Here is a 21,716-nt window from a genome sequence, read left to right as displayed (position 1 = left end):
ACGGACGCGGGAGACCTGATCGGAGATCAGGCACCCATCGCGTGCAGGCCGCCGTCCACGTGGACGATCTCGCCGGTGGTCTTCGGGAACCAGTCCGAGAGCAGGGCGACGACGCCCTTGCCCGTCGGCTCCGGGTCGCTCATGTCCCACTCCAGCATCGAGCGGGAGTTCCAGACGTCCGCCAGCTCCGAGAAGCCCGGGATGGACTTCGCGGCCATCGAGCCGATCGGACCGGCCGAGACCAGGTTGCAGCGGATGTTCTCCTTGCCCAGGTCACGGGCGAGGTAGCGGCTGGTGGCCTCCAGGGCGGCCTTGGCCGGGCCCATCCAGTCGTACTGCGGCCAGGCGAACTGCGCGTCGAAGGTGAGGCCGACGACGGCCGCGCCCTCCGCCGGGAACAGCGGCTTGCACGCCATGGTCAGCGACTTCAGCGAGAACGCCGAGACGTGCATGGCCGTGGCCACCGACTCGAACGGCGTGTTCAGGAAGTTGCCGCCGAGGGCGTCCTGCGGCGCGAAGCCGATCGAGTGGACGACGCCGTCGAGGCCACCGAGCTCGTCGCGGACGAGGCCCTCCAGGCGGGCCAGGTGCTCGTCGTTGGTGACGTCGAGCTCGATCACCTTGACCGGCTTGGGCAGCTTCTTGGCGATGCGCTCGGTCAGGCTCGGGCGCGGCCAGGCGGTGAGGATGACCTCGGCGCCCTGCTCCTGGGCCAGCCGGGCGGTGTGGAAGGCGATGGACGACTCCATCAGCACACCCGTGATGAGGATGCGCTTGCCGTCGAGAATTCCGCTCATGGTGATCAGTGACCCATGCCCAATCCGCCGTCAACGGGAATGACGGCTCCTGTGATGTACGCGGCGTCGTCGGACGCCAGGAAGCTCACGGCTGCCGCGATCTCCTCGGGCTGCGCGTAACGGCCGAGCGGGACCTGGCCCACGATGCCGGCGCGCTGCTCGTCGGTGAGCACCTTCGTCATGTCGGTGTCCACGAAACCGGGGGCGACGACGTTGAAGGTGATGTTGCGCGAACCCAGCTCGCGGGCGAGCGAGCGGGCGAAACCGACCAGCGCGGCCTTGGAGGCGGCGTAGTTGGCCTGGCCCGCCGAGCCCATGAGCCCGACGACAGAGGAGATCAGGACGACGCGACCCTTCTTGGCACGGAGCATGCCACGGTTCGCCCGCTTGACCACCCGGAACGTGCCGGTGAGGTTGGTGTCGAGGACCGACGTGAAGTCCTCCTCGGACATGCGCATCAGCAGCGTGTCCTTGGTGATGCCGGCGTTGGCCACCAGCACCTCGACCGCACCGTGCTTGTCCTCGATCTCCTTGTAGGCCTGCTCCACCTGCTCGGAGTCGGTGATATCGCACCGCACCGCCAGAACACCGAGTGCGGCGAGCGCCTCCGGCGGCTCACCCGACCGGTACGTGATCGCGACCTTGTCGCCGGCCTCCGCGAAGGCTCGGGCGATGGCGAGGCCGATGCCCCGGTTTCCTCCGGTGACGAGAACCGAGCGGCTCAACGGATCACCCTTTCGCTAGCGGTCTTGAATACCAAAAACCTATAGGTCGCATCGCTCGTACGGAGAATCGACCCCCGACAGGGCCTTGCGACGGGCTCTGTCGAATCCCTACAGAAAGATGTAGGCACAAGGGCCCCGATCGCGACATGATCGGTGCGACCGGCTCCGACCACGGGAGGACTTCCGTGCCCCATTCCATCGACGCGGCCTTCACCGCGCTGCCCCTGCGGGCGCTCGCCGACGCGGCGCTCGCCCGGGCCCGCGCGCTGGGCGCCGACCATGCCGACTTCCGGCTGGAGCGGATCCGCAGCGCCTCCTGGCGCCTGCGGGACGCCAAGCCGTCCGGCGGGTCCGACACCACCGACCTCGGATACGCGGTCCGGGTCGTGCACGGGGGCAGTTGGGGATTCGCCTCCGGTGTGGACCTGACCATGGACGCCGCCGCCAAGGTGGCCTCGCAGGCCGTGGCCATGGCGAAGCTGTCCGCCCAGGTGATCAAGGCCGCCGGTTCGGACGAGCGCGTGGAGCTCGCCGACGAGCCGGTGCACGCCGACCGGACGTGGATCTCCGCGTACGACGTGAACCCCTTCGAGGTACCGGACGCCGAGAAGGCGGCGCTGCTCGCCGACTGGAGCGCGCGCCTGCTGGCGGCCGACGGGGTGGCCCACGTGGACGCCTCGCTGCTCGCCGTGCACGAGAACAAGTTCTACGCCGACACCGCGGGCACCTCGACCACGCAGCAGCGGGTCCGGATCCACCCGCAGCTCACCGCGGTCGCCGTGAACGGCACGACCGGCGAGTTCGACTCGATGCGCACCATCGCCCCGCCGGCGGGCCGCGGCTGGGAGTACCTGACCGGCACCGGCTGGGACTGGAACTCCGAGCTGGAGCAGATCCCGGGGCTGCTCGCCGAGAAGATGCGGGCCCCCAGCGTCGAGGCCGGGCGCTACGACCTGGTGGTGGACCCGTCCAACCTGTGGCTCACCATCCACGAGTCCATCGGCCACGCCACCGAGCTGGACCGGGCGCTGGGCTACGAGGCGGCGTACGCGGGGACCTCCTTCGCCACCTTCGACCAGCTGGGCAAGCTCAAGTACGGCTCCCCGATCATGAACGTGACGGGTGACCGCACCGCCGAGCACGGGCTGGCCACCGTCGGCTTCGACGACGAGGGCGTCCAGGCGCAGAGCTGGGACCTGGTCAAGGACGGCACCCTGGTCGGCTACCAGCTGGACCGGCGGATCGCGAAGCTGACCGGCCTCGGGCGGTCCAACGGCTGCGCCTTCGCCGACTCCCCCGGCCACGTGCCCGTCCAGCGGATGGCGAACGTGTCCCTCCAGCCGGATCCGGGCGGGCTGTCGACCGAGGACCTGATCGGCGGGGTCGAGCGCGGGATCTACGTGGTCGGCGACCGCTCCTGGTCGATCGACATGCAGCGCTACAACTTCCAGTTCACCGGGCAGCGGTTCTTCCGGATCGAGAACGGCAGGCTGGCCGGGCAGCTGCGCGATGTCGCGTACCAGGCCACCACCACCGATTTCTGGGGCTCGATGGAGAAGGTCGGCGGTCCGCAGACCTACGTCCTGGGCGGCGCCTTCAACTGCGGCAAGGCCCAGCCGGGCCAGGTGGCGGCGGTCTCGCACGGCTGCCCGTCCGCGCTGTTCCGCGACGTGAACATCCTGAACACCACGCAGGAGGCCGGGCGATGAGCTCGTCGATTCGCATCACCAAGCCCCATGAGATCGTCGAGCGGGCGCTGGAGCTGTCCACCACCGACGGGTGCGTCGTCATCGCCGACGAAGGGTCGACCGCCAATCTGCGCTGGGCGGGCAACGCCCTGACGACGAACGGCGTGACCCGCGGCCGGACCCTCACGGTCATCGCCACGGTCGACGGCAAGGAGGGCACGGCCTCGGGGGTCGTGTCGCGCTCGGCCGTGACCGCGGACGATCTGGAGCCGCTGGTCCGGGCCGCCGAGGCGGCTGCCCGCGGAGCGGGCCCGGCCGAGGACGCCCAGCCGCTGGTCACCGGGACGCCGGCCTCGCCGGACTTCACCGACGCCCCGGCCGAGACGAGCTCGGCGGTGTTCTCGGACTTCGCTCCGGCGCTCGGCGAGGCCTTCGCCCGGGCCCGCGAGGGCGGCCGGGAGCTGTACGGCTTCGCCAACCACGAGCTGGTCTCCACGTACGTGGGCACCTCGACGGGCCTGCGGCTGCGGCACGACCAGCCGAAGGGCACCCTGGAGCTCAACGCGAAGTCCCCGGACCGGCAGCGCTCCGCCTGGGCGGGCCGCTCGACCCGGGACTTCAAGGACGTGGACCCGACCGTGCTGGACGCGGAGCTCGCCGTACGGCTCGGCTGGGCGGAGCGGAAGATCGACCTGCCCGCCGGCCGGTACGAGACCCTGCTGCCGCCGACCGCCGTGGCGGACCTGCTGATCTACCAGATGTGGTCGGCCGCGGCCCGGGACGCGGTGGAGGGCCGTACGGTCTTCTCCAAGCCCGGCGGCGGCACCCGGCTCGGCGAGAAGCTGTCCGGGCTGCCGCTCTCCCTGCGCAGCGACCCGAACGCACCCGGCCTGGAGTCCGCGCCGTTCGTGATCGCGCACAGCTCCGGCGACGACGCCTCGGTGTTCGACAACGGCCTGCCGGTCCCGGCGACCGAGTGGATCGCGGACGGTCACCTGAACCGGCTGACCACGACCCGGCACTCCGCGGGGCTGACCGGGATGCAGCTCTCGCCCGGCTTCGGAAACCTGATCCTGGACGCGGGAGGCGAGAAGTCGCTGGAGGAGATGGTCGCCGGCACCGAGCGCGGCCTGCTGCTGACCTGCCTCTGGTACATCCGCGAGGTGGACCCGGCGACGCTGCTGCTCACCGGCCTGACCCGGGACGGGGTCTACCTGGTGGAGAACGGGCAGGTGGTCGGCGAGGTCAACAACTTCCGGTTCAACGAGTCCCCGGTGGACCTGCTGTCGCGGGCCTCGGAGGCGGGCCGGACCGAGAAGACCCTGCCGCGCGAGTGGAGCGACTGGTTCACGCGGGCTGCGATGCCGGCCCTGCGTATCCCCGATTTCAACATGAGTTCGGTAAGCAAGGGCGTCTGACCACCTAGAATGTGCGGGTAGACCCCTCATCCGCATCCCTACTCACTCCATCTCTCAAGGAGAGTCACGACCGTGACTGACATCGTCGACGAACTGAAGTGGCGCGGGCTCTTCGCCCAGTCCACCGACGAAGAAGCGCTGCGCAAGGCCTTCGCGGACGGTCCGGTCACCTTCTATTGCGGCTTCGACCCGACCGCGGCCTCGCTGCACGTGGGGCACCTGGTCCAGGTGCTCACCGTGCGCCGGCTCCAGCAGGCCGGGAACCGGCCGCTGGCGCTGGTCGGCGGGGCCACCGGGCAGATCGGCGACCCGCGACCGACGGCCGAGCGGACCCTGAACGACCCGGAGACCGTCGCGAACTGGGTGACCCGGCTGCGCACCCAGATCGAACCGTTCCTGTCCTTCGAGGGCGAGAACGCGGCGCTCATGGTGAACAACCTGGACTGGACGGCGGGCATGTCCGCCATCGAGTTCCTGCGGGACATCGGCAAGCACTTCCGGGTCAACAAGATGCTGACGAAGGACTCGGTCGCCAAGCGGCTCGACTCCGACCAGGGCATCAGCTACACCGAGTTCAGCTACCAGCTGCTCCAGGGCATGGACTTCCTGGAGCTGTACCGGCGCTACGGCTGCGTGCTCCAGCAGGGCGGCTCCGACCAGTGGGGCAACCTGACGGCCGGACTCGACCTGATCCACCGGGTCGAGCCGGGCGCGGTCGTGCACGCGTTGGCGACCCCGCTGATGGTCAAGGCGGACGGCACCAAGTTCGGCAAGTCCGAGAGCGGGGCCGTGTGGCTCGACCCGGAGATGACCACGCCGTACGCGTTCTACCAGTTCTGGCTGAATGTGGACGACCGGGACATCTCCACCTACATGCGGATCCTTTCCTTCAAGTCCCGCGAGGAGCTTGAGGAGCTGGAGGCGCAGACCGCCGAGCGGCCGCAGGCGCGCGCCGCCCAGCGGGCGCTGGCGGAGGAGCTGACCGCGCTCGTGCACGGCGCCGACCAGTGCGCGGCCGTGATCGCCGCGTCGAAGGCGCTGTTCGGGCAGGGCGACCTGGCGGAGCTGGACGAGGCCACGCTCGCCGCGGCCCTGTCCGAGCTGCCGCACGCCCGGGTGGAGGAACTCGGCCTCGTGGTGGACCTGCTCGCCGAGACCGGCCTGGTCGCGAGCAAGTCGGCGGGCCGCCGGACCGTGAAGGAGGGCGGCGCCTACGTGAACAACACGAAGGTCACCGCCGAGGACGCGGTACCCCCCAAGGAGGAGCTGCTGCACGGGCGCTGGCTGGTGCTGCGCCGGGGCAAGAAGAACCTGGCCGCGGTGGAGGTCACCGGCGCCTGACGCGCCGTAGGCCACCACGACACGCCGCGGAGCACGGCGGAGGGGCCGGTTCGGACTCAAGGTCCGGCCGGCCCCTTCGTCATGACCCGCGCGTGTCACGTCACTGCCGCTTGCCCTTGATCGCTCCGTACATCATCTCGCCGAGTCCGACGATGACGACCGCGCCGATCAGCTGCAGCAGGTGCCGGGTCCAGTCGATGCCCTTGGTCTCGCCGACGCCGATCCAGGTGGCGACGGCATTGCCGAGGACGGCGCCGGCGATACCGAAGAGGGTGGTCAGCCACAGTGGCTGGTGCTGCTTGCCCGGCAGGATGGCCTTGGCTATCAGCCCCAGCACGAAACCGACGATGATCGCCCACAACCAACTCATGACCAGCCTCCTCCTGGCGCCTTGTGCGCACGTGGGGCCAGTCTCGACCCGTCCGGCGTACGGCGCATTTCGGACGGCGCCGTCGGGGGGTCCCCCCTCTCCTCTCGGCGCGGGGGCGGGCGTACCGTGGGAGGGTCCGGGCCGGGAGTGCCCGGTGGGCGATCGGGTGGTGGAGCGTGGAGCGGACGAAGCGGCAGAAGCGGAACGGGGCCGAGGTCTTCCGGATCACCGGTGCGCGCATGGGTCTCGCCGAGGACGTGCGGGGCCGCCAGCGGCGATACGTGATCTCGATGGGAATCAGGACCCTGTCGGTCATCGCGACCGTGCTGTTGTGGAACGTTCAGCGGCCGGTGGCGATCGTGACGCTCGTCGCGGGCGCCCTGCTCCCCTACATTGCCGTGGTCATCGCGAACGCCGGGCGCGAGTCGACTCCCTCGCTGCCCTCGCACTTCGTACCGGCCCCCGTACGACCGGCACTCGACGCGGGAAACCTCAAGAAAAGCTCAGATCAATCATGAAGTTCCGGTGCACTGCACCGGGTCCTGCGTGACATACTGCTCACGCGCTCCGCATCCCCCGTCGGAGCGACGGACCGACGCCGGGCAGCTCCCCCCGTGGCTGCTCGGCGTCGCCATTCCGTTCTAATGTGGGGCTGTGAATTCCTCCAACGCCCCCGGCTCCGACGAGACTCCCACCTGCTCCGCCAAGGGCTGCCGCGACGCGGCCGAGTGGGTGCTGGCGTGGAACAACCCGACGCTGCACACGCCGGAACGGCGCAAGACCTGGCTGGCGTGCGAGGAGCACCGCGAACACCTCTCCCAGTTCCTGGGGGTCCGCGGTTTCCTCAAGGACGTCGTGAAGCTGGACGAGTGGGTGCAGCCGGAGGGCTCGGAACGCCCCCGCTGAACCGCTCCCGCGCCCGCGCGGCCGACCGGATCAGCCGCCGATCGCGGACATCGGGCGGTCGGGCTGCAGGAACGACGGGTCGTCGAGGCCGGACCCGGCCTTCTTGCCCCACATCGCGACCTTCCAGAGCCGGGCGATCTCCTCGTCCGGGGCGCCCGAGCGCAGGGCGGCGCGCAGGTCCGACTCCTCGGTGGCGAACAGGCACGTGCGCACCTGGCCGTCGGCCGTGAGCCTCGTACGGTCGCAGGCTCCGCAGAACGGGCGGGTGACCGAGGCGATGACGCCGACGGTGGCGGGGCCGCCGTCGACCACCCAGCGCTCGGCCGGGGCGGAGCCGCGCTCGGCGGCGCCCTCCTCGGTGAGGGTGAAGCGGGTGCGCAGGGACTCCAGGATGTCCCCGGCGGTGATCATGCCGTCGCGCTTCCAGCCGTGCTGGGCATCGAGCGGCATCTGCTCGATGAAGCGCAGCTCGTACTCGTTCGCCACGGCCCAGGCGAGCAGGTCGGGGGCCTCGTCGTCGTTGAGGCCGGGCATGAGGACGGCATTGACCTTGACGGGGGTGAGGCCGGCCTCGCGGGCGGCGGCCATGCCCTCGATGACGTCCTTGTGCCGGTCGCGGCGGGTGAGGGTCTTGAAGACCTCGGGCCGCAGGGTGTCCAGGGACACGTTGACCCGGTCCAGGCCGGCGGCCTTCAGGGCCTGCGCGGTGCGCTTGAGACCGATGCCGTTGGTGGTCAGCGACATTCTGGGGCGGGGCTCCAGGGCCGCGCACTGCTCGACGATGCCGACCAGGCCCGGCCGGAGCAGCGGCTCGCCGCCGGTGAAGCGGACCTCGGTGATACCGAGCTGTGTGACCGCGATGCGGATCAGCCGGACGATCTCCTCGTCACTGAGCAGGTCCGACTTGCCGAGCCACTGCAGCCCCTCTTCGGGCATGCAGTAGGTACACCGCAGGTTGCACCGGTCGGTCAGTGAGACGCGCAGGTCAGTGGCCACGCGGCCGTAGGTATCGAGAAGCACTGTGGGCCCCCTCCCCTGTCCGGAAGTAGCGGTACGCGCGGGCATGGGATCTACTTCACGCGTTCTATTTCGAGACTACGTGACGGGTGTGTCATCCAGAGGTCCCCGAATGAACGAGACGTGACGTGGCCGCGTCGTAGGGATCTACGACGCGGCCACGCTGGGTGTTCGGACGATGTCAGTGCGCCCCTGTTCCGGTCAGGGAGCGGACCTCCAGCTCGGCGAACTTCTGGGGGTCGGCCTTTTCCTTGGAGAGGACGGTTCCCAGCCAGCCGAGCAGGAAGCCGAGGGGAATCGAGATGATGCCCGGGTTCTCCAGCGGGAACCAGAAGAAGTCGGCGTCCTTGAACATCGAGGTGGGCTTGCCGGAGACGACCGGGGAGAACAGCACCAGGCCGACGGCCGAGATCAGTCCGCCGTAGATGGACCAGAGCGCGCCCCGCGTGGTGAAGCGCTTCCAGAAGAGGCTGTAGAGGATGGTCGGGAGGTTCGCGGAGGCGGCGACCGCGAAGGCGAGCGCGACCAGGCCGGCCACGTTCAGGTCGCGGGCGAGCGCGCCCAGGCCGATGGCGATGGCGCCGATGACGACGGTGGACCAGCGGGCCGCGCGCATCTCCTCCTTCTCGGTGGCCTTGCCCTTGCGAATCACGTTCACGTACAGGTCGTGCGCGAAGGACGAGGAGGAGGCGAGGGTGAGGCCCGCGACGACGGCCAGGATGGTGGCGAAGGCGACCGCGGAGATCACGGCCAGCAGGATGGCACCGCCGGTGGAGTCGGGGCCGCCGCCGACGGCCTGGGCGAGCAGCGGTGCGGCGGTGTTGCCCGCCTTGTTGGACTTGATGATCTCGGCGCGGTCGAGCAGCGCCGCGGCGCCGAAGCCGAGCGCGATGGTCATCAGGTAGAAGCCGCCGATGATGCCGATGGCCCAGAGGACGGACTTACGGGCGGCCTGGGCGGTGGGCACGGTGTAGAAGCGGATCAGGATGTGCGGAAGCCCCGCGGTGCCGAGGACGAGGGCGAGGCCGAGCGAGATGAAGTCCAGCTTCGAGGTCGAGTCCTTGCCGTACTTGAGCCCGGGTTCGAGGAACTTCACCCCCTGTCCGCTGTTGTCGGCGGCCGTGCCGAGCAGGTCGGAGATGTTGAAGTTGAACTTCAGCAGCACCAGGAAGGTGATCAGCAGGGCGCCCGCGATCAGCAGCACCGCCTTGATCATCTGGACCCAGGTGGTCCCCTTCATGCCGCCGATGGTCACGTAGAGGATCATCAGTACGCCGACCAGGGCGACGACGGCCACCTTGCCGCCGTCACTGGTGATGCCGAGGAGCAGCGAGACGAGCACGCCGGCACCGGCCATCTGGGCGAGCAGGTAGAAGATCGAGACCACGATGGTGGAGGTGCCGGCGGCGGTGCGGACGGGCCGCTGGCGCATCCGGTACGCGAGGACGTCGCCCATCGTGTAGCGGCCGGAGTTGCGCAGCGGCTCGGCGACGAGCAGCAGGGCGACCAGCCAGGCGACGAGGAATCCGATGGAGTAGAGGAAGCCGTCGTAGCCGAAGAGGGCGATGGCTCCGGCGATGCCGAGGAAGGACGCGGCGGACATGTAGTCGCCGGAGATGGCCAGGCCGTTCTGGAAGCCGGTGAACTGGCGGCCGCCCGCGTAGAAGTCGGCGGCGCCCCGGGTCTGGCGGCCGGCCCAGACCGTGATGATCAGGGTGGCGACGACGAACAGCCCGAACAGGGTGATGATCAGCGGCCGGTGCTCGGAGGCTCCCGCGGCGAGTGTCGTCAGGTGGTGCGTGCCGCTCATTCGGCGGCCTCCATCCGCGCCTTGATGGCCTCGGCCTTGGGGTCGAGATTCGCGGCGGCGTGCCGTGCGTAGAGCCAGGCGATCAGGAAGGTCGTCGCGAACTGGGCGAGGCCGAGCACGAGGGCGACGTTGATGTTGCCGAAGAGCTTGGTCCCCATGAAGCCGCCCGCGTAGTTGGACAGCAGGACGTAGAGCAGGTACCAGGCGATGAAGGCCACGGTGAGCGGGAAGGCGAAGGAGCGGTAGGAGCTGCGCAGTTCGCCGAATTCCGCGCTCTGCTGGACGCTCGTGTAGTCATCTGCCGTGGGGCCCGCCAGTGGCGTTCCCGCGCTGCCCGGCGGCGGCGCTGCTTCGGTGGTCACGGGGGGATCTCCTTGTGACGCGGGTGCGGTGGGGACGACGGACAAAACAACCTCCGTGTGGGGGACGGTGGCGCTGAGCCCCCCTGTCAACGGCACGGCCGGCGCGTCGGGACGGTTCAACACCCGGTGATTCTTGAGGGAACTGATTTCTCGAACTGATGGCGCAGAGGGGAACGCCGGCACTAGGTTCGCTTGTCATGCACCCGCCCGACGCGACCGCGTGCGGGCGGCTCTCGAAGATGATCTGGAGAACCCATGGATCAGCTGGGGTCACGTGCGCCCAAGAAGCGCAGTCGTGCTCTCGCCGTACCGGTCGGCCTGGCGCTCACCGCTTCGCTCGCCTTCCTGCCCGCGGTCTCGGCCTCGGCCGCCCCGCTGGGCACCGCGGCCGACGCGGCGGCGGCCTCGAAGGCCGACACCTCCGGCCCCAAGCTGTCGTACGTGGCCAACCTGAACGCCTATGCCACCGTGAAGGCGGCGAAGAAGGCGATCGAGCGGGCCGGTGGAACGGTGGTGACGGCCCATGAGCAGATCGGGGTCGTCGTCGCGCACTCGCAGAACCCGGACTTCGCCAAGCAGCTGCGGGCCCAGCGCGGCCTCTTCGTGTCGGTCGGCGCCACCCGGACGGCCCCCATGTCGGCGGTGCAGACCACCGAGGAGGGGACGACCCAGCAGCTGAGCTCGGCGGATGCCGCGAAGGCGGCGGCAGCGGCCCAGGAGGGTCAGGAGCCGCTGGAGCCCAACCAGTGGGACCTGCGGACGATCAAGGCCGACGAGGCTCACAAGATCAACGATGGCAGCCGGAACGTCACGGTGGGCATCATCGACACGGGTGTCGACGACACCCACCCCGATCTCGCCCCGAACTTCTCCAAGAGCCAGTCGGCCAACTGCGTGGGCGGCGTCGCCGACACCACCGAGGGCGCCTGGCGCCCGTACGCCGACGGCAGCGACCACGGCACGCACGTGGCCGGCACCATCGGAGCCGCGCGCAACGGCATAGGCGTCAGCGGTGTCGCGCCGGGCGTGAAGATCGCCGCGATCAAGGTGAGCGAGCCCGGGACCAGCCTCTTCTACACCGAGGCGGTCGTCTGCGGCTTCATGTTCGCCGCCGAGAAGGGGATCGAGGTGACCAACAACAGCTACTACGTCGACCCCTGGCTCTTCAACTGCAAGTCCGACGACGACCAGAAGGCCCTGGTGGAGGCCATCGGGCGGGCCACCAAGTACGCCGAGCGCAAGGGCACGCTCCACGTGGCCTCGGCCGGCAACTCCAACCAGGACCTGGCGGCCGACTCCCTCGTCGACGAGACCAGCCCGAACGACACCACCCCGGTTCCGCGCACCATCGACCCCAGGGTCTGCCTGGACCTGCCGACGCAGCTGCCGGGTGTGGTGACCGTCTCGGCGACCGGCGACAAGGGCCTGCGCTCGTACTACTCCAGCTACGGCCTCGGCGTCGTGGACGTCGCCGCCCCCGGCGGCGACAAGTGGCAGGTCCCGAACACCCCGGACGCCAACGGCCGCGTGCTGTCGACCGTCCCGGGCGGGCTCTACGGTTACAAGCAGGGCACCTCGATGGCCGCCCCGCACGTCGCGGGCGTCGCCGCGCTCCTCAAGAGCGCCCACCCGTCGGCCACGCCCGCACAGCTCCAGGCGATGCTCAAGGCCCAGTCCACGAAGGCGTCCTGCCCGACGCAGATCTACGACGCCGCGGGCACCCTGATCGACGCCACCACCTGCAACAGCAAGTGGGGCCAGACGGGCTACTACGGCTACGGCGTGATCGACGCGCTCAAGGCCGTGAAGTAGGACCGTCCGCACGGCAGGGGCAGAGCGGACGGGCCGGGCGGGGGATCCCCCGCCCGGCCCGTCCGCTCATCCAGTCACCCGTTCAATGCGGATGCGTTCAGGGCTTGATCATCACCTTGAGCGCGCTGCGGTCGTCCATCGCCCGGTAGCCGTCCGGGACCTCGTCCAGGGACACGGCCCGGTCGAAGACGGGCGCCGGGTCGATCGCGCCGCTGAGCACGTCCTCCAGCAGCTCCGGAATGTAGGCGCGGACCGGGGCCACGCCACCGCGCAGGGTGATGTTGCGGTCGAACATGACCCCGAGGTCGAGGCCGGTGCCGCTGCCGTGCGGAACGCCGACGTAGCCGATGGACCCGCCGTCGCGGGTGATGTTCACGGCGGTGCGCATGGACTGCTCCGTGCCGACCGCCTCGATGACCGCGTGCGCGCCCCGGCCCCCGAGGAGCTCGCGCACGGCCGCCTCGGCCGCCTCGCCGCGCTCGGCGACGACATCGGTGGCCCCGAAGAGCTTGGCGATGTCGGTACGTGCGGTGTGGCGGCCCAGTGCGATGATCCGCTCGGCGCCCAGGCGCTTGGCGGCGAGGACGCCGCACAGGCCCACCGCGCCGTCACCGACGACTGCGACCGTGGAGCCCTCGCGCACGCCCGCGCCCAGCGCCGCGTGGTGACCCGTGCCCATGACGTCGGACAGCGCGAGCAGCCCGGTCAGCAGGTGGTCGTCGGAGACGGCCTCGGCGGGCAGCTTCACCAGGGTGCCGTCGGCGTGCGGGACGCGGACGGCCTCGCCCTGGCCCCCGTCGTGACCGACCGAACCCCAGAAGCCGCCGTGCTCGCAGGAGGTGAACAGCCCCTCGGCGCAGTACTCGCAGGTGCCGTCCGACCACATGAAGGGCGCGACGACGAGGTCTCCGGCGCGCAGGCCGGACACGGCGGACCCGGTCTCCTCGACGATGCCCAGGAACTCGTGGCCGATGCGCTGGCCGGGCTGACGGGCGGCCTCGCCGCGGTAGGCCCACAGGTCGCTGCCGCATATGCAGGCACGCAGGACGCGGACGACGGCGTCCTCGGGGCGCTGGATCGCAGCGTCGGGCACCTCCTCCACGCGGATGTCGAGCGGGGCGTGGATGACGGTGGCGCGCATGGTGGTGCAGTCCTCCGGGTCGGGATTGTTCAGTCTTGTACGACTGTGGAACCGTCCTACCGTACGCCTGCTTCCCGAGTGGTCGCGCCAGTGGCCAGCAGGTACTGGGCGGCCAGGTAGGTGGCCATGATCCAGAAGTCCGGGCGGGGCAGCTGGGGCCAGTCCGCGACTCCGGTGGCGATGAGGGTGTCGGAGAGCAGGAACAGCGCTCCACCGATCCCGGCGCGCAGGCCGAGGGCGCTGGAGCGGAACGCCATGGCGGTGAGCAGCAGGCTGTAGCCGGCCACCGGGATCCGCAGGTCGGCCGGGAGATCGGACCACAGCAGGGCGACGGTGCCGAGGAGCGCGAGCAGGTACGCGCCCCCGAGCAGCGGGTTCGCGGGGCGCTTGCCGAACAGGACGAGGTAGCAGACGTGCCCGACGGCGAAGGAGCCCATGCCGATGAGGAAGGCGGGCTCTGCGTCGAAGAGCAGGGCCAGGTCCCCGCCCCAGCCGAAGAGCAGCGCGGCGAGCAGCAGGCGGGGTGCCCCGCGGGTGGCCATGTGGGTCACCAGCAGCGGCATCAGCAGCGGCTTGGCGATGACGTGGCCGAGGTGCCAGCCGGCCAGCAGTGACCCGAGGTCGACGGCGGCGGCCACGGCGAAGGCCACGAGGGCGAGGCGGCCGAGACGCTGCCGTCCGGCGGGCTCGCGGTCGGCGACCCAGGAGGGAGCGGGCCGGTCGGGGGACTCGGCGGTGCTGTCTGCGGTGCTCACGCGGTGGTCTCCTGCACGGACGGGGTCTCCTGCACGGACGGCCGGGTCTCGGCGGCGGCTTCCCGGCCTGGGGTGGGGGCGGGTGCCGGGGCGGATGCCGGGGCAGGGGCGGATGCCGGGGCGGCGCTCTGCCGGGCCGACGCCGGCTGCCAGCCGGGGCCGCGGAACACCCGGCCGGCGCGCTCGCTCCAGCTCCCGGCGGCGCGTACGTCGCGGGCGATGGCGGCGTACTCGTGGGTGGCCACGCGCAGCGGGTTGTGGGTGGTGATGTTCTTGGTGAGCCCGTAGACGGGCCGGTCGGTCTCCCCGACCCAGGACCCGAACATCCGGTCCCAGACGATCAGGATGCCGCCGAAGTTGCGGTCCAGGTAGCCGCCCTGCGAGGCGTGGTGGACGCGGTGGTGGGAGGGGGTGTTGAACACGTACTCGTAGGGCCGGGGCAGCTTGCCGATGCGCTCGGTGTGGACCCAGAACTGGTAGAGCAGGTTGATTCCGTAGCAGAACGGGATCGCCGCCGGGTGCACGCCGAGGGCCACCATGGGCAGGTAGAACCACCAGGTGGTGGCGCTGGTCCAGGGCTGGCGCAGGGCGGTGGTGAGGTTGAACCGCTTGCTGCTGTGGTGCACCACGTGGCAGGCCCACAGGATGCGGATGACGTGGTGGAGACGGTGCTGCCAGTAGTAGAGGAAGTCCTGGACGAGCAGCATCAGCAGGGCGGTCCACCACAGGAACGGCACGCGCAGCGGGGTCAGTTCGTAGACCGCGGTGAAGACCGCCACGACCGGGATCTTCCAGAGCAGGTCGAACCCGATGCTGCCGAGGCCCATGGTGACGCTCGTGACGGCGTCCTTGGTGTCGTAACCGGCGGCGTCCTCGTCCGGATGGAGCCGGTAGCTCACCACCTCGATGACGGTGAGCAGCACAAAGGCAGGTATGGACCACAGCACGACATCGGGCAGGTTCGGCATGTGGGCACCATAGAGGCGCCTTCCGGGCTGCCGCTAGAGGTTGTTACCGATCGGTATCCATCGGGGTTACCGGCGGTTCAGGAGATGATGTCCGAGCCGAGGGGAGGGCGCGGAATGACGGGCTTCGAGACGGTTCTCTTACGGGTGGCGGGCACGGCGGCAGCGACGCTGGTGAGGTCCCTGCTGGCGCGGGCCCCGGGGGCGGGCCTGACGACCGCCCCGGCCCGGCCGGCCCCGCCCTGGCGCAGGCCCCCGGCGGAACTCGGCGACAGCGAGATGCGGCGCCTGACCGAAACCCTGGCGTCGCGGCTCGGCCCGGAGTGCGCGGCGCTGCCGGAGCACGAGCGTCTGGCCGCGCTGGACGCGGTCGGCGACGGCTTCGCGGCGCTCGGCGCCCTGGACGCGGGGGCCCTCTTCGCGGCGGACCTCGACCCGTCGGCCCTGGCGGCCGCCCTGCCACCGCCCCCGGCGGGCCTCGCTCCCGCCGCCGGGGCCCTGTACGGACGCCTGGTTCGGCTGTGCTGCGCGCACGCGGTGGAGTACGTGACCACCCTGCCGGGCTTCGGGGCCCGGGCGGACGTGGAACTGGTCCGACGGACGGGCGAGTTGGCACGAGCGGTGGACCGGCTCGGCGCCGCCGGGGACGGGGCGGCGTACGCCTTCGAGGAGCGGTACGCCGAGTACATCGCGCGCACGCACGGCCGGCTCCAGCTCTTCGGCCTCACCCTCAGCCGGTCCCGCCAGGAATGGCCGCTGGACGTGGCGTACATCAGCCTCGCGGTCAGCGGTGAGCAGGGACTGCCGGGCGACCCGGAACCCCACCGGACCCAGGTCCGGGCCGAGCAGGCCCTCGCCTCCGCCGACCGCGTCCTGCTGCGCGGCCCGGCGGGCTCGGGCAAGTCCACCCTGGTCCAGTGGCTGGCCCTCAACGCGGCCCGGCAGAGCGACGGACCGTGGAGTACGTGCGTCCCGTTCGTGCTGCGGCTGCGCTCCTTCACCGCGTCCGGTGACCTGCCGCTGCCGGAGGACTTCCTGCGCGCCGGCGGCGTCCCGCTGTCGGCGCCGCCCGGCTGGGTGGAGGACCTCATGCTCAGCGGCCGGGCGCTGGTCCTGGTGGACGGCGTGGACGAGGTCCCGCAGCGGCTGCGCACCCGCACGGAGACCTGGCTGCGCTCGCTGATCTCCGCCTTTCCGAAGGCGCGGTACGTGGTGACCACCCGTCCGTCGGCTGTTCCGGAGGACTGGCTCGCGGGGCTCGGGTTCGCCACGCACGCGATGCTGCCGATGGACCGGCGGGACATCCGCGCGTTCGTGGAGCACTGGCACGCGGCCGCCCGGGCGCAAGGACAGCAGGTGGACGCGTACGAAGCCTCGCTGCTGGAGGCGGTCTCCTCCCGGCGGGACCTGGCCCGGCTGGCCACCAACCCGCTGATGTGCGCCCTGCTCTGCGCGTTGAACCAGGACCGGCGCATGCAGCTCCCCCGGGCCCGCAAGGAGCTGTACGACGCGGCGCTGGACATGCTGCTGGTCCGGCGGGACACGGAGCGGGAGATCTGCGGGGTCGAGGGGGTCTACCTCACCCGGGAGGAGCAGATCGCGCTGCTCCAGCGCCTGGCGTACTGGCTGATCCGCAACGGCCAGCTGGAGGCCGACCGTGTCGAGGCCGTCGACATGGTGGGCGAGTGGCTCGACTCCATGCCGCAGGTACGGGCGCAGGCCGACGCCGAGCAGGTCTTCTCACACCTACTGATCCGCAGCGGGCTGCTCCTGGAGCCGGTGCCGGGCTCGGTGGTCTTCGTGCACCGCACCTTCCAGGACTACCTGGGGGCCAAGGCGGCCGTGGAGTGCCGTGATTTCGGTGTGCTGGTGAAAAACGCCCAGGACGATACCTGGGACGACGTGGTCCGCATGGCCGTGGGCCACGCCCGCCCGGATGAACGCGCCCGCCTGCTACGAGGCCTGCTCCGCCGCGCCGAAAAGGTCAAGGGCGCCCGCAACCGGCTCGTCCTCCTCGCGGCGGCCTGCCTGGAACACGCCCCGGAGCTGGACCCGCACGTCCGGCAGGCCGTCCTCGACCGTACCGCGGACCTGCTGCCGCCGCGCGGCCCGGAGCAGGCCGAGGAGCTGGCCGCGGCAGGCGAACTGGTCCTGGACCTGCTGCCGTACCCGGAGGAAGGCCTCGGCGACCTGGCTGCGGCCGGCGCCATCCGCACGGCGGCCCTGGTCGGTGGGGAGCGCGCGCTGACGGTGATCCGCCGGTTCCGTGCGGAGACCGGCCCGAAGGCCGTGTACGAACTCGACGAGGCCTGGGCCCGTTTCGAGCCCCACGCCTACGCACAGGACGTGCTCGGCGGGGCCGATCTCGGCTACGGCGCACTCACGGTGACCACTGTCGGGCAACTCGCCTGCCTCGGGACGCTCCAGCAGTTCGAACGGCTGCGGCTCGTCGGATTCCCGGAGATCCCCGTCGAGGTCTCGGGGCGGGGCGGCCTGCGCGTCCTCCACGTGGTGGACTCCCCTTTCCTGACCGACGTCGGGCCGCTGGCGGCGCTGCCGCGACTGGAAAGCCTCAGCCTGCACGGCTGTCCGGCCCTGACCGACCTCACCCCGCTGACGGACCTGGAACTGGAACACCTGTTCACCCTGCGCAGCCCCGGGCTCCGGCTGCGCGTCCTGGAGCGGCTGACCGGTCTCCTCTCCCTCGGGCTCGGCTCTACAGGCGGCCACCGATCCGTCGGGGAACTGCCCGGACTGCCGAGACTGACCAAGCTGTGGCTGTTCGAGGGGACCGAGAGCATGTCCCTGGAAGGACTTGAGCGGTGGCCGGAACTCGCTTCCCTGAGCATCGCGGGAGACGACCAGGGCCGTGACCTGTGGGCCGCGGACGATCCCCCCGACCTCACCTACCTGCAGATGATCCACTGCCATGAACTGGTCCCCGAGAACCTCCTGCGGTTTCCCCGGATCAACCACCTGTGGCTTGCCGACTGCCGGTTCGTCACCCCGCCCACCGCTCTGCGGGGCCTGTCGGAACTGGCCACACTCACCCTCAGCTCCTGCGGCACGGTGGACCTCACCGGACTCGCCGGCCTGCCGGGTCTGACCGTCCAGATGTACCAGGACACGGAGGTGCTCGGGACCCACCTGTTCCCTCCGGAGCGGATCCGGATCCTGTGACCCGGACCGCACCGGAGGGAACACGTCACCAGACGCGGACCGAGCCGCCGCGGGCGAAGGCCGGGCTCGTGGCCCTGGGCGGGATCTCCGTCAACGGCTCCGCGATGTCCGTGACCAGCGGGCCGTGCTTCGCCGCGACCGCGTCCAGCAGGGCGAGGTCGAAGCCGTACACGCGGGCCGCGTTGCCGCCGACCATCGCGGCGACCTCCTCCCGCGGGAGGCCCGCGTAGGCGATGCGGAGGCCTTCGCGGGAGAAGGGGGTGGTGCCCTCGTCGTGGGGGTAGTCGGCGCCCCACATGATCTTGTCGAGGCCGATCCGCTCCCGCAGCGGGACCTCGTGGGGGCGCATGAAGCTCGCTCCCACGAAGCAGTTGTCCCGCCAGACCTCGCTCGGGCCCCGGCCCATCAACTCCGCGAGGCCCGCCCCGAACTTGGACTCGGCCGTGGCCGACGCCGCGACCAGGCGGCCGTGGTAGTAGTCCAGCATCTCCAGCACCCCGGGGATCCACCCCGAGCCCTGCTCCGTGAGGACCAGCTTGAGGCCCGGGTGGCGGTGGAATGCTCCGCCGAAGACCAGGTGCCACAGGGCGCGGTGCGAGAACCAGGTCGTCTCCACCATGAAGACGGCCCGGGCCGCCGGTTCGTCGCCCAGCGGCGGCGAGGCGGAGCCGCCGTGGTGGTTGACCGGGACGTCCAGCTCGTCGCAGACCGCCCAGATGGGGTCGTAGGCGGCGGAGTAGAGCTCGGGGACGGTGGAGCCGGGCGGCACGCCGGGCAGCAGGATGCCGCCCGTCAGACCCGCCTCCTTCGTGCGGCGGATCTCCTTCACCGCCGCGTCGACGTCGTTCAGGAGGATCTGGACGACCCCCGCCCGGCGACCCGGCGCGTCCGCGCAGAAGTCCGCCAGCCAGCGGTTGTGCGCCTGGAGCCCCGCCCACCGCATCTCGTACTCGGCTGCCGTCGGCGGCTGGGCCATCAGGGAGGCCTTGGGGAAGAACGGCGGGATGGTGTTGGGGAAGACGACCTCGGCGACGATGCCGTCGGCCTCCAGTTCCGCGAGGCGCCGCGCGGAGTTCCAGTTGCGGTCGGCGGTGTCCGCGAGGAGGTCCTCGTACGGGTTCACGTACGTGGCGGCCCAGGCGTCGAAGTCCTCGTGGAGGCGCTTCTCCAGGTACGGCCTGTAGTCCAGCAGGTCGGCGCCGGCGTGGCAGTCCGCCGAGATCACCGTGTAGCGGTCCTCGGAGGTCACGGGTTCACCCCCAGTACGGGGAAGTCGCTGCCGCTCAGCCAGTGGCGGCCGACCTCGCGGGAGCGGGCCCAGGAGGCCTCCACCGCCGCCTGGTCCGGGGACTGGCCCAGTTCCGCCGGGGTGGGGCCGATCCGGCGGGCGATCGGGGCCAGCTTCGCGGTGTCGAAGCCGAAGACCTCGGCGGCCGCGAGTCCCAGCATCCGGCGGGTCTCCGCGACCGGGATGTCGTGGAAGGTGTTCTTCAGCCAGCTCCGGGTGTTCGGCCAGGTGCCCTCTGGATGCGGGAAGTCGGAGCCCCACAGGATGTTGTCCACGCCGATCTCGTACCGCTGCGCCAGCTCGCGGCGCTTGGTGTTCGTCGCGCAGATGAAGACCTGGCGGTCCAGGTACTCGCTCGGCGGCCGCTTCAGCTCCTCGAACGGCGAGAGCTTCTTGCCTCCGTGCGCGCCGAGGTAGAGCCGGTCCATGAACCACAACTGATTCGGCAGCCACCAGCAGCCCGCTTCGGCGACGCCGAACCGCAGGCCGGGGTGCCGCTCGAAGACGCCGGACCAGAGCAGGAACCACAGCGGCCGGGCCGGCCACCAGGTGACCTCGGAGACGAAGATGCCCAGGTGGTCGCCGTACTCGTGGCGCGGCGAGGACCCGGAGTGGGTGACGATCGGCATCTGTGTCTCGGCGGCCGCAGCCCAGACGGGGTCGTAGCGGCGGTCGTGGTAGGGCGCCTTGTCCACCCACATCGCGGGGATCATCAGCGCGCCCAGCCCGGACTCCTTGGCCCGGTGGATCTCGGCGACGACCTTCTCCGGCTCGCCCGTGACGGGGAGCAGGGCGACTCCGCAGTGGCGCTCGGGGTTCTGCCCCACGAATTCGGCGAGCCAGCGGTTGTGCGCCTGGGCGCCCGCCATGCCGAGCTCGGGGTCCTGGTCGCCGGAGAGGCCGAGCCCGACTCCGAAGGGGGCCGCGGTCTGGCTGTCGACGGCGTCCGCGTCGGGGAAGACGACCTCGGCGGCCACACCGTCGCCGTCGAGTTCCTTCAGCCGCTGCGCCGTGTCCCAGCCGCCCCTGAGGCCTTCCTCGTGGTCGCGGAACCACTTCTCGGCGAAGGCCTCGTTGCGGACGCCCAGGCGGGTGGCTTCCGCGCGGCGGGCGTCGCGTTCGCCGAGGAACTCGTCGAACCGGTGGTGGAAGCGGGAATCCAGGTAGGGCCGGTACTGCTCGGTGGGCAGGCCCGCGTGGCAGTCGGAGGAGATGATCAGGTACGGGTCTTCGTTCGTACTCACCACACACGCCCCTCAGTCGAGGATGAAGCTTTCCAGGTAGGCGGGGTTGGACCGGTCGAGCATCGACTGCGACCGGGCGCGGATCTGCCGGTCGCTGTGCTCGCCGGCCGGGAGCATCCAGAAGCGGTCGGCGCGGATGCCGTCGACGACGTGCTCGGCGACCTCCTCGACCGGGGTGAACCGCACCTCGTGGCCGGCCTTCTTCATCGCCGCCTCGTACTGGTCGAGGCTGCGGTACGGGGCCTTGCGCGGCCGCTGCTTCGCGTACCGCTCGGGCCGGTTGCGGTGCGACTCCCACAGCCCGGTGCGCAGCATGTGGGGTCCGGGGAAGAGGACGGAGGCCCCGACGGCGGCGCCCTCCGCCTTGAGGTGGGCGTAGAGCGACTCGGTCATGGTGACCACGGCCGCCTTGGTGACGGCGTACACGGAGGCGGTGGGCAGCGGGGCGATGCCGCCGTCGCCGGAGGAGGTGTTGACGACGTGGCCGGGGCCGCCGGCCGCGATCATGCGGGGTACGAAGGCCTGGATGCCGTGGAAGACCCCCCACACGTTGACGGAGAAGGCCCACTTCCAGTCGTTGGGCTCGTGCTCCCACATCCGTCCCTCGGCGCCGGAACCGACGCCCGCGTTGTTGCAGAGCACGTGCACGGCGCCGAAGGTCTCGTAGGCGGCGTCGGCCAGCGCGATCACGGAGTCGCGGTCGCTGACGTCGACCGTCCTGGCGAGGACCTGGGCCCCGTCCGCGACGAGTTCGTCCGCGGCCTTGCGCAGGGCGGACTCCTCCACGTCGGCGAGGACCACCTTCAGTCCTTCGGCGGCGAAGCGGCGGGCCATCGCGAGGCCGATGCCACTGGCGGCTCCGGTGACGACGGCCACCTGTCCCGGTTCGAGTCGCAT

General features: G+C 70.8%; 19 protein-coding genes. 7 read left to right on the top strand and 12 right to left on the bottom strand.

Annotated features, from left to right (window positions below; translation table 11 throughout):
* Nucleotides 1-26 precede the first annotated feature (26 nt).
* Nucleotides 27-797 carry an enoyl-ACP reductase FabI gene (fabI, locus tag IE257_RS34955; RefSeq protein WP_030386475.1) on the bottom strand — a complete coding sequence of 257 codons (771 nt, stop codon included), beginning with the start codon at nt 795-797 and terminating at the stop codon, nt 27-29.
* Nucleotides 798-802: 5 nt separating this feature from the next.
* Nucleotides 803-1,522, bottom strand: a complete 720-nt coding sequence (fabG, locus tag IE257_RS34950; RefSeq protein WP_189973864.1) for a 3-oxoacyl-[acyl-carrier-protein] reductase — start codon at nt 1,520-1,522, stop codon at nt 803-805.
* Nucleotides 1,523-1,707: 185 nt separating this feature from the next.
* On the opposite strand from fabG, the gene IE257_RS34945 reads away from it, so the two are divergent.
* From IE257_RS34945 to tyrS, 3 genes are all read left to right on the top strand, one after another.
* Entirely contained in the window at nt 1,708-3,231 is a 1,524-nt protein-coding gene (locus IE257_RS34945) for a TldD/PmbA family protein (RefSeq protein ID WP_189973863.1), read from the top strand.
* Nucleotides 3,228-4,628, top strand: coding sequence for a metallopeptidase TldD-related protein (locus tag IE257_RS34940; RefSeq protein WP_189973862.1), 1,401 nt, complete (start codon nt 3,228-3,230; stop codon nt 4,626-4,628). The genes IE257_RS34945 and IE257_RS34940 overlap by 4 nt, the downstream gene beginning before the upstream one ends.
* A gap of 72 nt (nt 4,629-4,700) precedes the next feature.
* Nucleotides 4,701-5,969 carry a tyrosine--tRNA ligase gene (gene tyrS / locus IE257_RS34935; protein WP_189973861.1) on the top strand — a complete coding sequence of 423 codons (1,269 nt, stop codon included), beginning with the start codon at nt 4,701-4,703 and terminating at the stop codon, nt 5,967-5,969.
* 100 nt (nt 5,970-6,069) lie between these two features.
* Here tyrS and IE257_RS34930 read toward each other — a convergent pair whose 3' ends face one another.
* The gene (locus IE257_RS34930) at nt 6,070-6,339 is read right to left on the bottom strand and encodes a GlsB/YeaQ/YmgE family stress response membrane protein (RefSeq protein WP_189973860.1); all 270 of its coding nucleotides are present in this window, start codon (nt 6,337-6,339) and stop codon (nt 6,070-6,072) included.
* A 239-nt stretch (nt 6,340-6,578) separates the two neighbouring features.
* Between IE257_RS34930 and IE257_RS34925 the strand changes: the two genes are divergently transcribed.
* Nucleotides 6,579-6,857 (top strand): DUF3099 domain-containing protein, encoded by a 279-nt coding sequence (locus IE257_RS34925; protein ID WP_189973890.1) that lies wholly within the window; start codon nt 6,579-6,581, stop codon nt 6,855-6,857.
* 136 nt (nt 6,858-6,993) lie between these two features.
* Nucleotides 6,994-7,245, top strand: coding sequence for a hypothetical protein (locus IE257_RS34920; protein WP_189973859.1), 252 nt, complete (start codon nt 6,994-6,996; stop codon nt 7,243-7,245).
* 30 nt (nt 7,246-7,275) lie between these two features.
* Here the strand turns inward: IE257_RS34920 and moaA are convergent, their stop codons facing one another.
* From moaA to IE257_RS34905, 3 genes are all read right to left on the bottom strand, one after another.
* On the bottom strand, nt 7,276-8,265 hold the full coding sequence (gene moaA / locus IE257_RS34915) for a GTP 3',8-cyclase MoaA (protein ID WP_229920844.1): 990 nt from the start codon (nt 8,263-8,265) through the stop codon (nt 7,276-7,278).
* Nucleotides 8,266-8,443: 178 nt separating this feature from the next.
* The gene (locus IE257_RS34910; RefSeq protein ID WP_189973857.1) at nt 8,444-10,072 is read right to left on the bottom strand and encodes a monocarboxylic acid transporter; all 1,629 of its coding nucleotides are present in this window, start codon (nt 10,070-10,072) and stop codon (nt 8,444-8,446) included.
* Nucleotides 10,069-10,434, bottom strand: coding sequence for a DUF485 domain-containing protein (locus tag IE257_RS34905; RefSeq protein WP_189973856.1), 366 nt, complete (start codon nt 10,432-10,434; stop codon nt 10,069-10,071). Before IE257_RS34905 ends, IE257_RS34910 begins: the two co-directional genes overlap by 4 nt.
* Nucleotides 10,435-10,689: 255 nt before the next feature.
* Between IE257_RS34905 and IE257_RS34900 the strand changes: the two genes are divergently transcribed.
* Entirely contained in the window at nt 10,690-12,246 is a 1,557-nt protein-coding gene (locus IE257_RS34900) for a S8 family serine peptidase (RefSeq protein ID WP_189973855.1), read from the top strand.
* Nucleotides 12,247-12,343: 97 nt separating this feature from the next.
* Here the strand turns inward: IE257_RS34900 and IE257_RS34895 are convergent, their stop codons facing one another.
* The 3 genes from IE257_RS34895 to IE257_RS34885 are packed head-to-tail and all read right to left on the bottom strand — an operon-like array spanning nt 12,344 to nt 15,110.
* Entirely contained in the window at nt 12,344-13,387 is a 1,044-nt protein-coding gene (locus IE257_RS34895; protein WP_189973854.1) for a zinc-dependent alcohol dehydrogenase family protein, read from the bottom strand.
* Between the two features lie 56 nt (nt 13,388-13,443).
* Nucleotides 13,444-14,142 carry a lysoplasmalogenase gene (locus IE257_RS34890; protein WP_189973853.1) on the bottom strand — a complete coding sequence of 233 codons (699 nt, stop codon included), beginning with the start codon at nt 14,140-14,142 and terminating at the stop codon, nt 13,444-13,446.
* Entirely contained in the window at nt 14,139-15,110 is a 972-nt protein-coding gene (locus IE257_RS34885) for a sterol desaturase family protein (protein ID WP_189973852.1), read from the bottom strand. Before IE257_RS34885 ends, IE257_RS34890 begins: the two co-directional genes overlap by 4 nt.
* 114 nt (nt 15,111-15,224) lie before the next feature.
* Between IE257_RS34885 and IE257_RS34880 the strand changes: the two genes are divergently transcribed.
* Nucleotides 15,225-18,287: an NACHT domain-containing protein gene (locus tag IE257_RS34880; RefSeq protein WP_189973851.1), complete on the top strand. Its 3,063-nt coding sequence runs from the start codon at nt 15,225-15,227 to the stop codon at nt 18,285-18,287.
* Between the two features lie 25 nt (nt 18,288-18,312).
* Here the strand turns inward: IE257_RS34880 and IE257_RS34875 are convergent, their stop codons facing one another.
* From IE257_RS34875 to IE257_RS34865, 3 genes are read right to left on the bottom strand one after another with little or no spacing between them, the layout of a single operon-like run.
* Nucleotides 18,313-19,536, bottom strand: coding sequence for an amidohydrolase family protein (locus tag IE257_RS34875; RefSeq protein WP_189973850.1), 1,224 nt, complete (start codon nt 19,534-19,536; stop codon nt 18,313-18,315).
* On the bottom strand, nt 19,533-20,819 hold the full coding sequence (locus tag IE257_RS34870) for an amidohydrolase family protein (RefSeq protein WP_189973849.1): 1,287 nt from the start codon (nt 20,817-20,819) through the stop codon (nt 19,533-19,535). The genes IE257_RS34875 and IE257_RS34870 overlap by 4 nt, the downstream gene beginning before the upstream one ends.
* Nucleotides 20,820-20,831: 12 nt before the next feature.
* The gene (locus tag IE257_RS34865) at nt 20,832-21,716 is read right to left on the bottom strand and encodes an SDR family NAD(P)-dependent oxidoreductase (protein ID WP_189973848.1); all 885 of its coding nucleotides are present in this window, start codon (nt 21,714-21,716) and stop codon (nt 20,832-20,834) included.

Origin of the sequence: Streptomyces avidinii (assembly GCF_014650695.1) — a bacterium.
GTDB classification, from domain to species: Bacteria; Actinomycetota; Actinomycetes; order Streptomycetales; family Streptomycetaceae; genus Streptomyces; species Streptomyces avidinii.
The sequence above is the reverse complement of the archived record's forward strand: the minus strand, read 5'-3'. Positions and strand labels throughout refer to the sequence as shown.

Coding starts and splice junctions, on each gene's coding strand:
- IE257_RS34885 (WP_189973852.1), bottom strand. CDS start 15,110: ATGCCGAACCTGCCCGATGTCGTGCTGTGGTCCATACCTGCCTTTGTG.
- IE257_RS34925 (WP_189973890.1), top strand. CDS start 6,579: ATGGGTCTCGCCGAGGACGTGCGGGGCCGCCAGCGGCGATACGTGATC.
- fabI (WP_030386475.1), bottom strand. CDS start 797: ATGAGCGGAATTCTCGACGGCAAGCGCATCCTCATCACGGGTGTGCTG.
- IE257_RS34865 (WP_189973848.1), bottom strand. CDS start 21,716: ATGCGACTCGAACCGGGACAGGTGGCCGTCGTCACCGGAGCCGCCAGT.
- IE257_RS34910 (WP_189973857.1), bottom strand. CDS start 10,072: ATGAGCGGCACGCACCACCTGACGACACTCGCCGCGGGAGCCTCCGAG.
- IE257_RS34940 (WP_189973862.1), top strand. CDS start 3,228: ATGAGCTCGTCGATTCGCATCACCAAGCCCCATGAGATCGTCGAGCGG.
- IE257_RS34895 (WP_189973854.1), bottom strand. CDS start 13,387: ATGCGCGCCACCGTCATCCACGCCCCGCTCGACATCCGCGTGGAGGAG.
- IE257_RS34930 (WP_189973860.1), bottom strand. CDS start 6,339: ATGAGTTGGTTGTGGGCGATCATCGTCGGTTTCGTGCTGGGGCTGATA.
- IE257_RS34900 (WP_189973855.1), top strand. CDS start 10,690: ATGGATCAGCTGGGGTCACGTGCGCCCAAGAAGCGCAGTCGTGCTCTC.
- IE257_RS34880 (WP_189973851.1), top strand. CDS start 15,225: ATGACGGGCTTCGAGACGGTTCTCTTACGGGTGGCGGGCACGGCGGCA.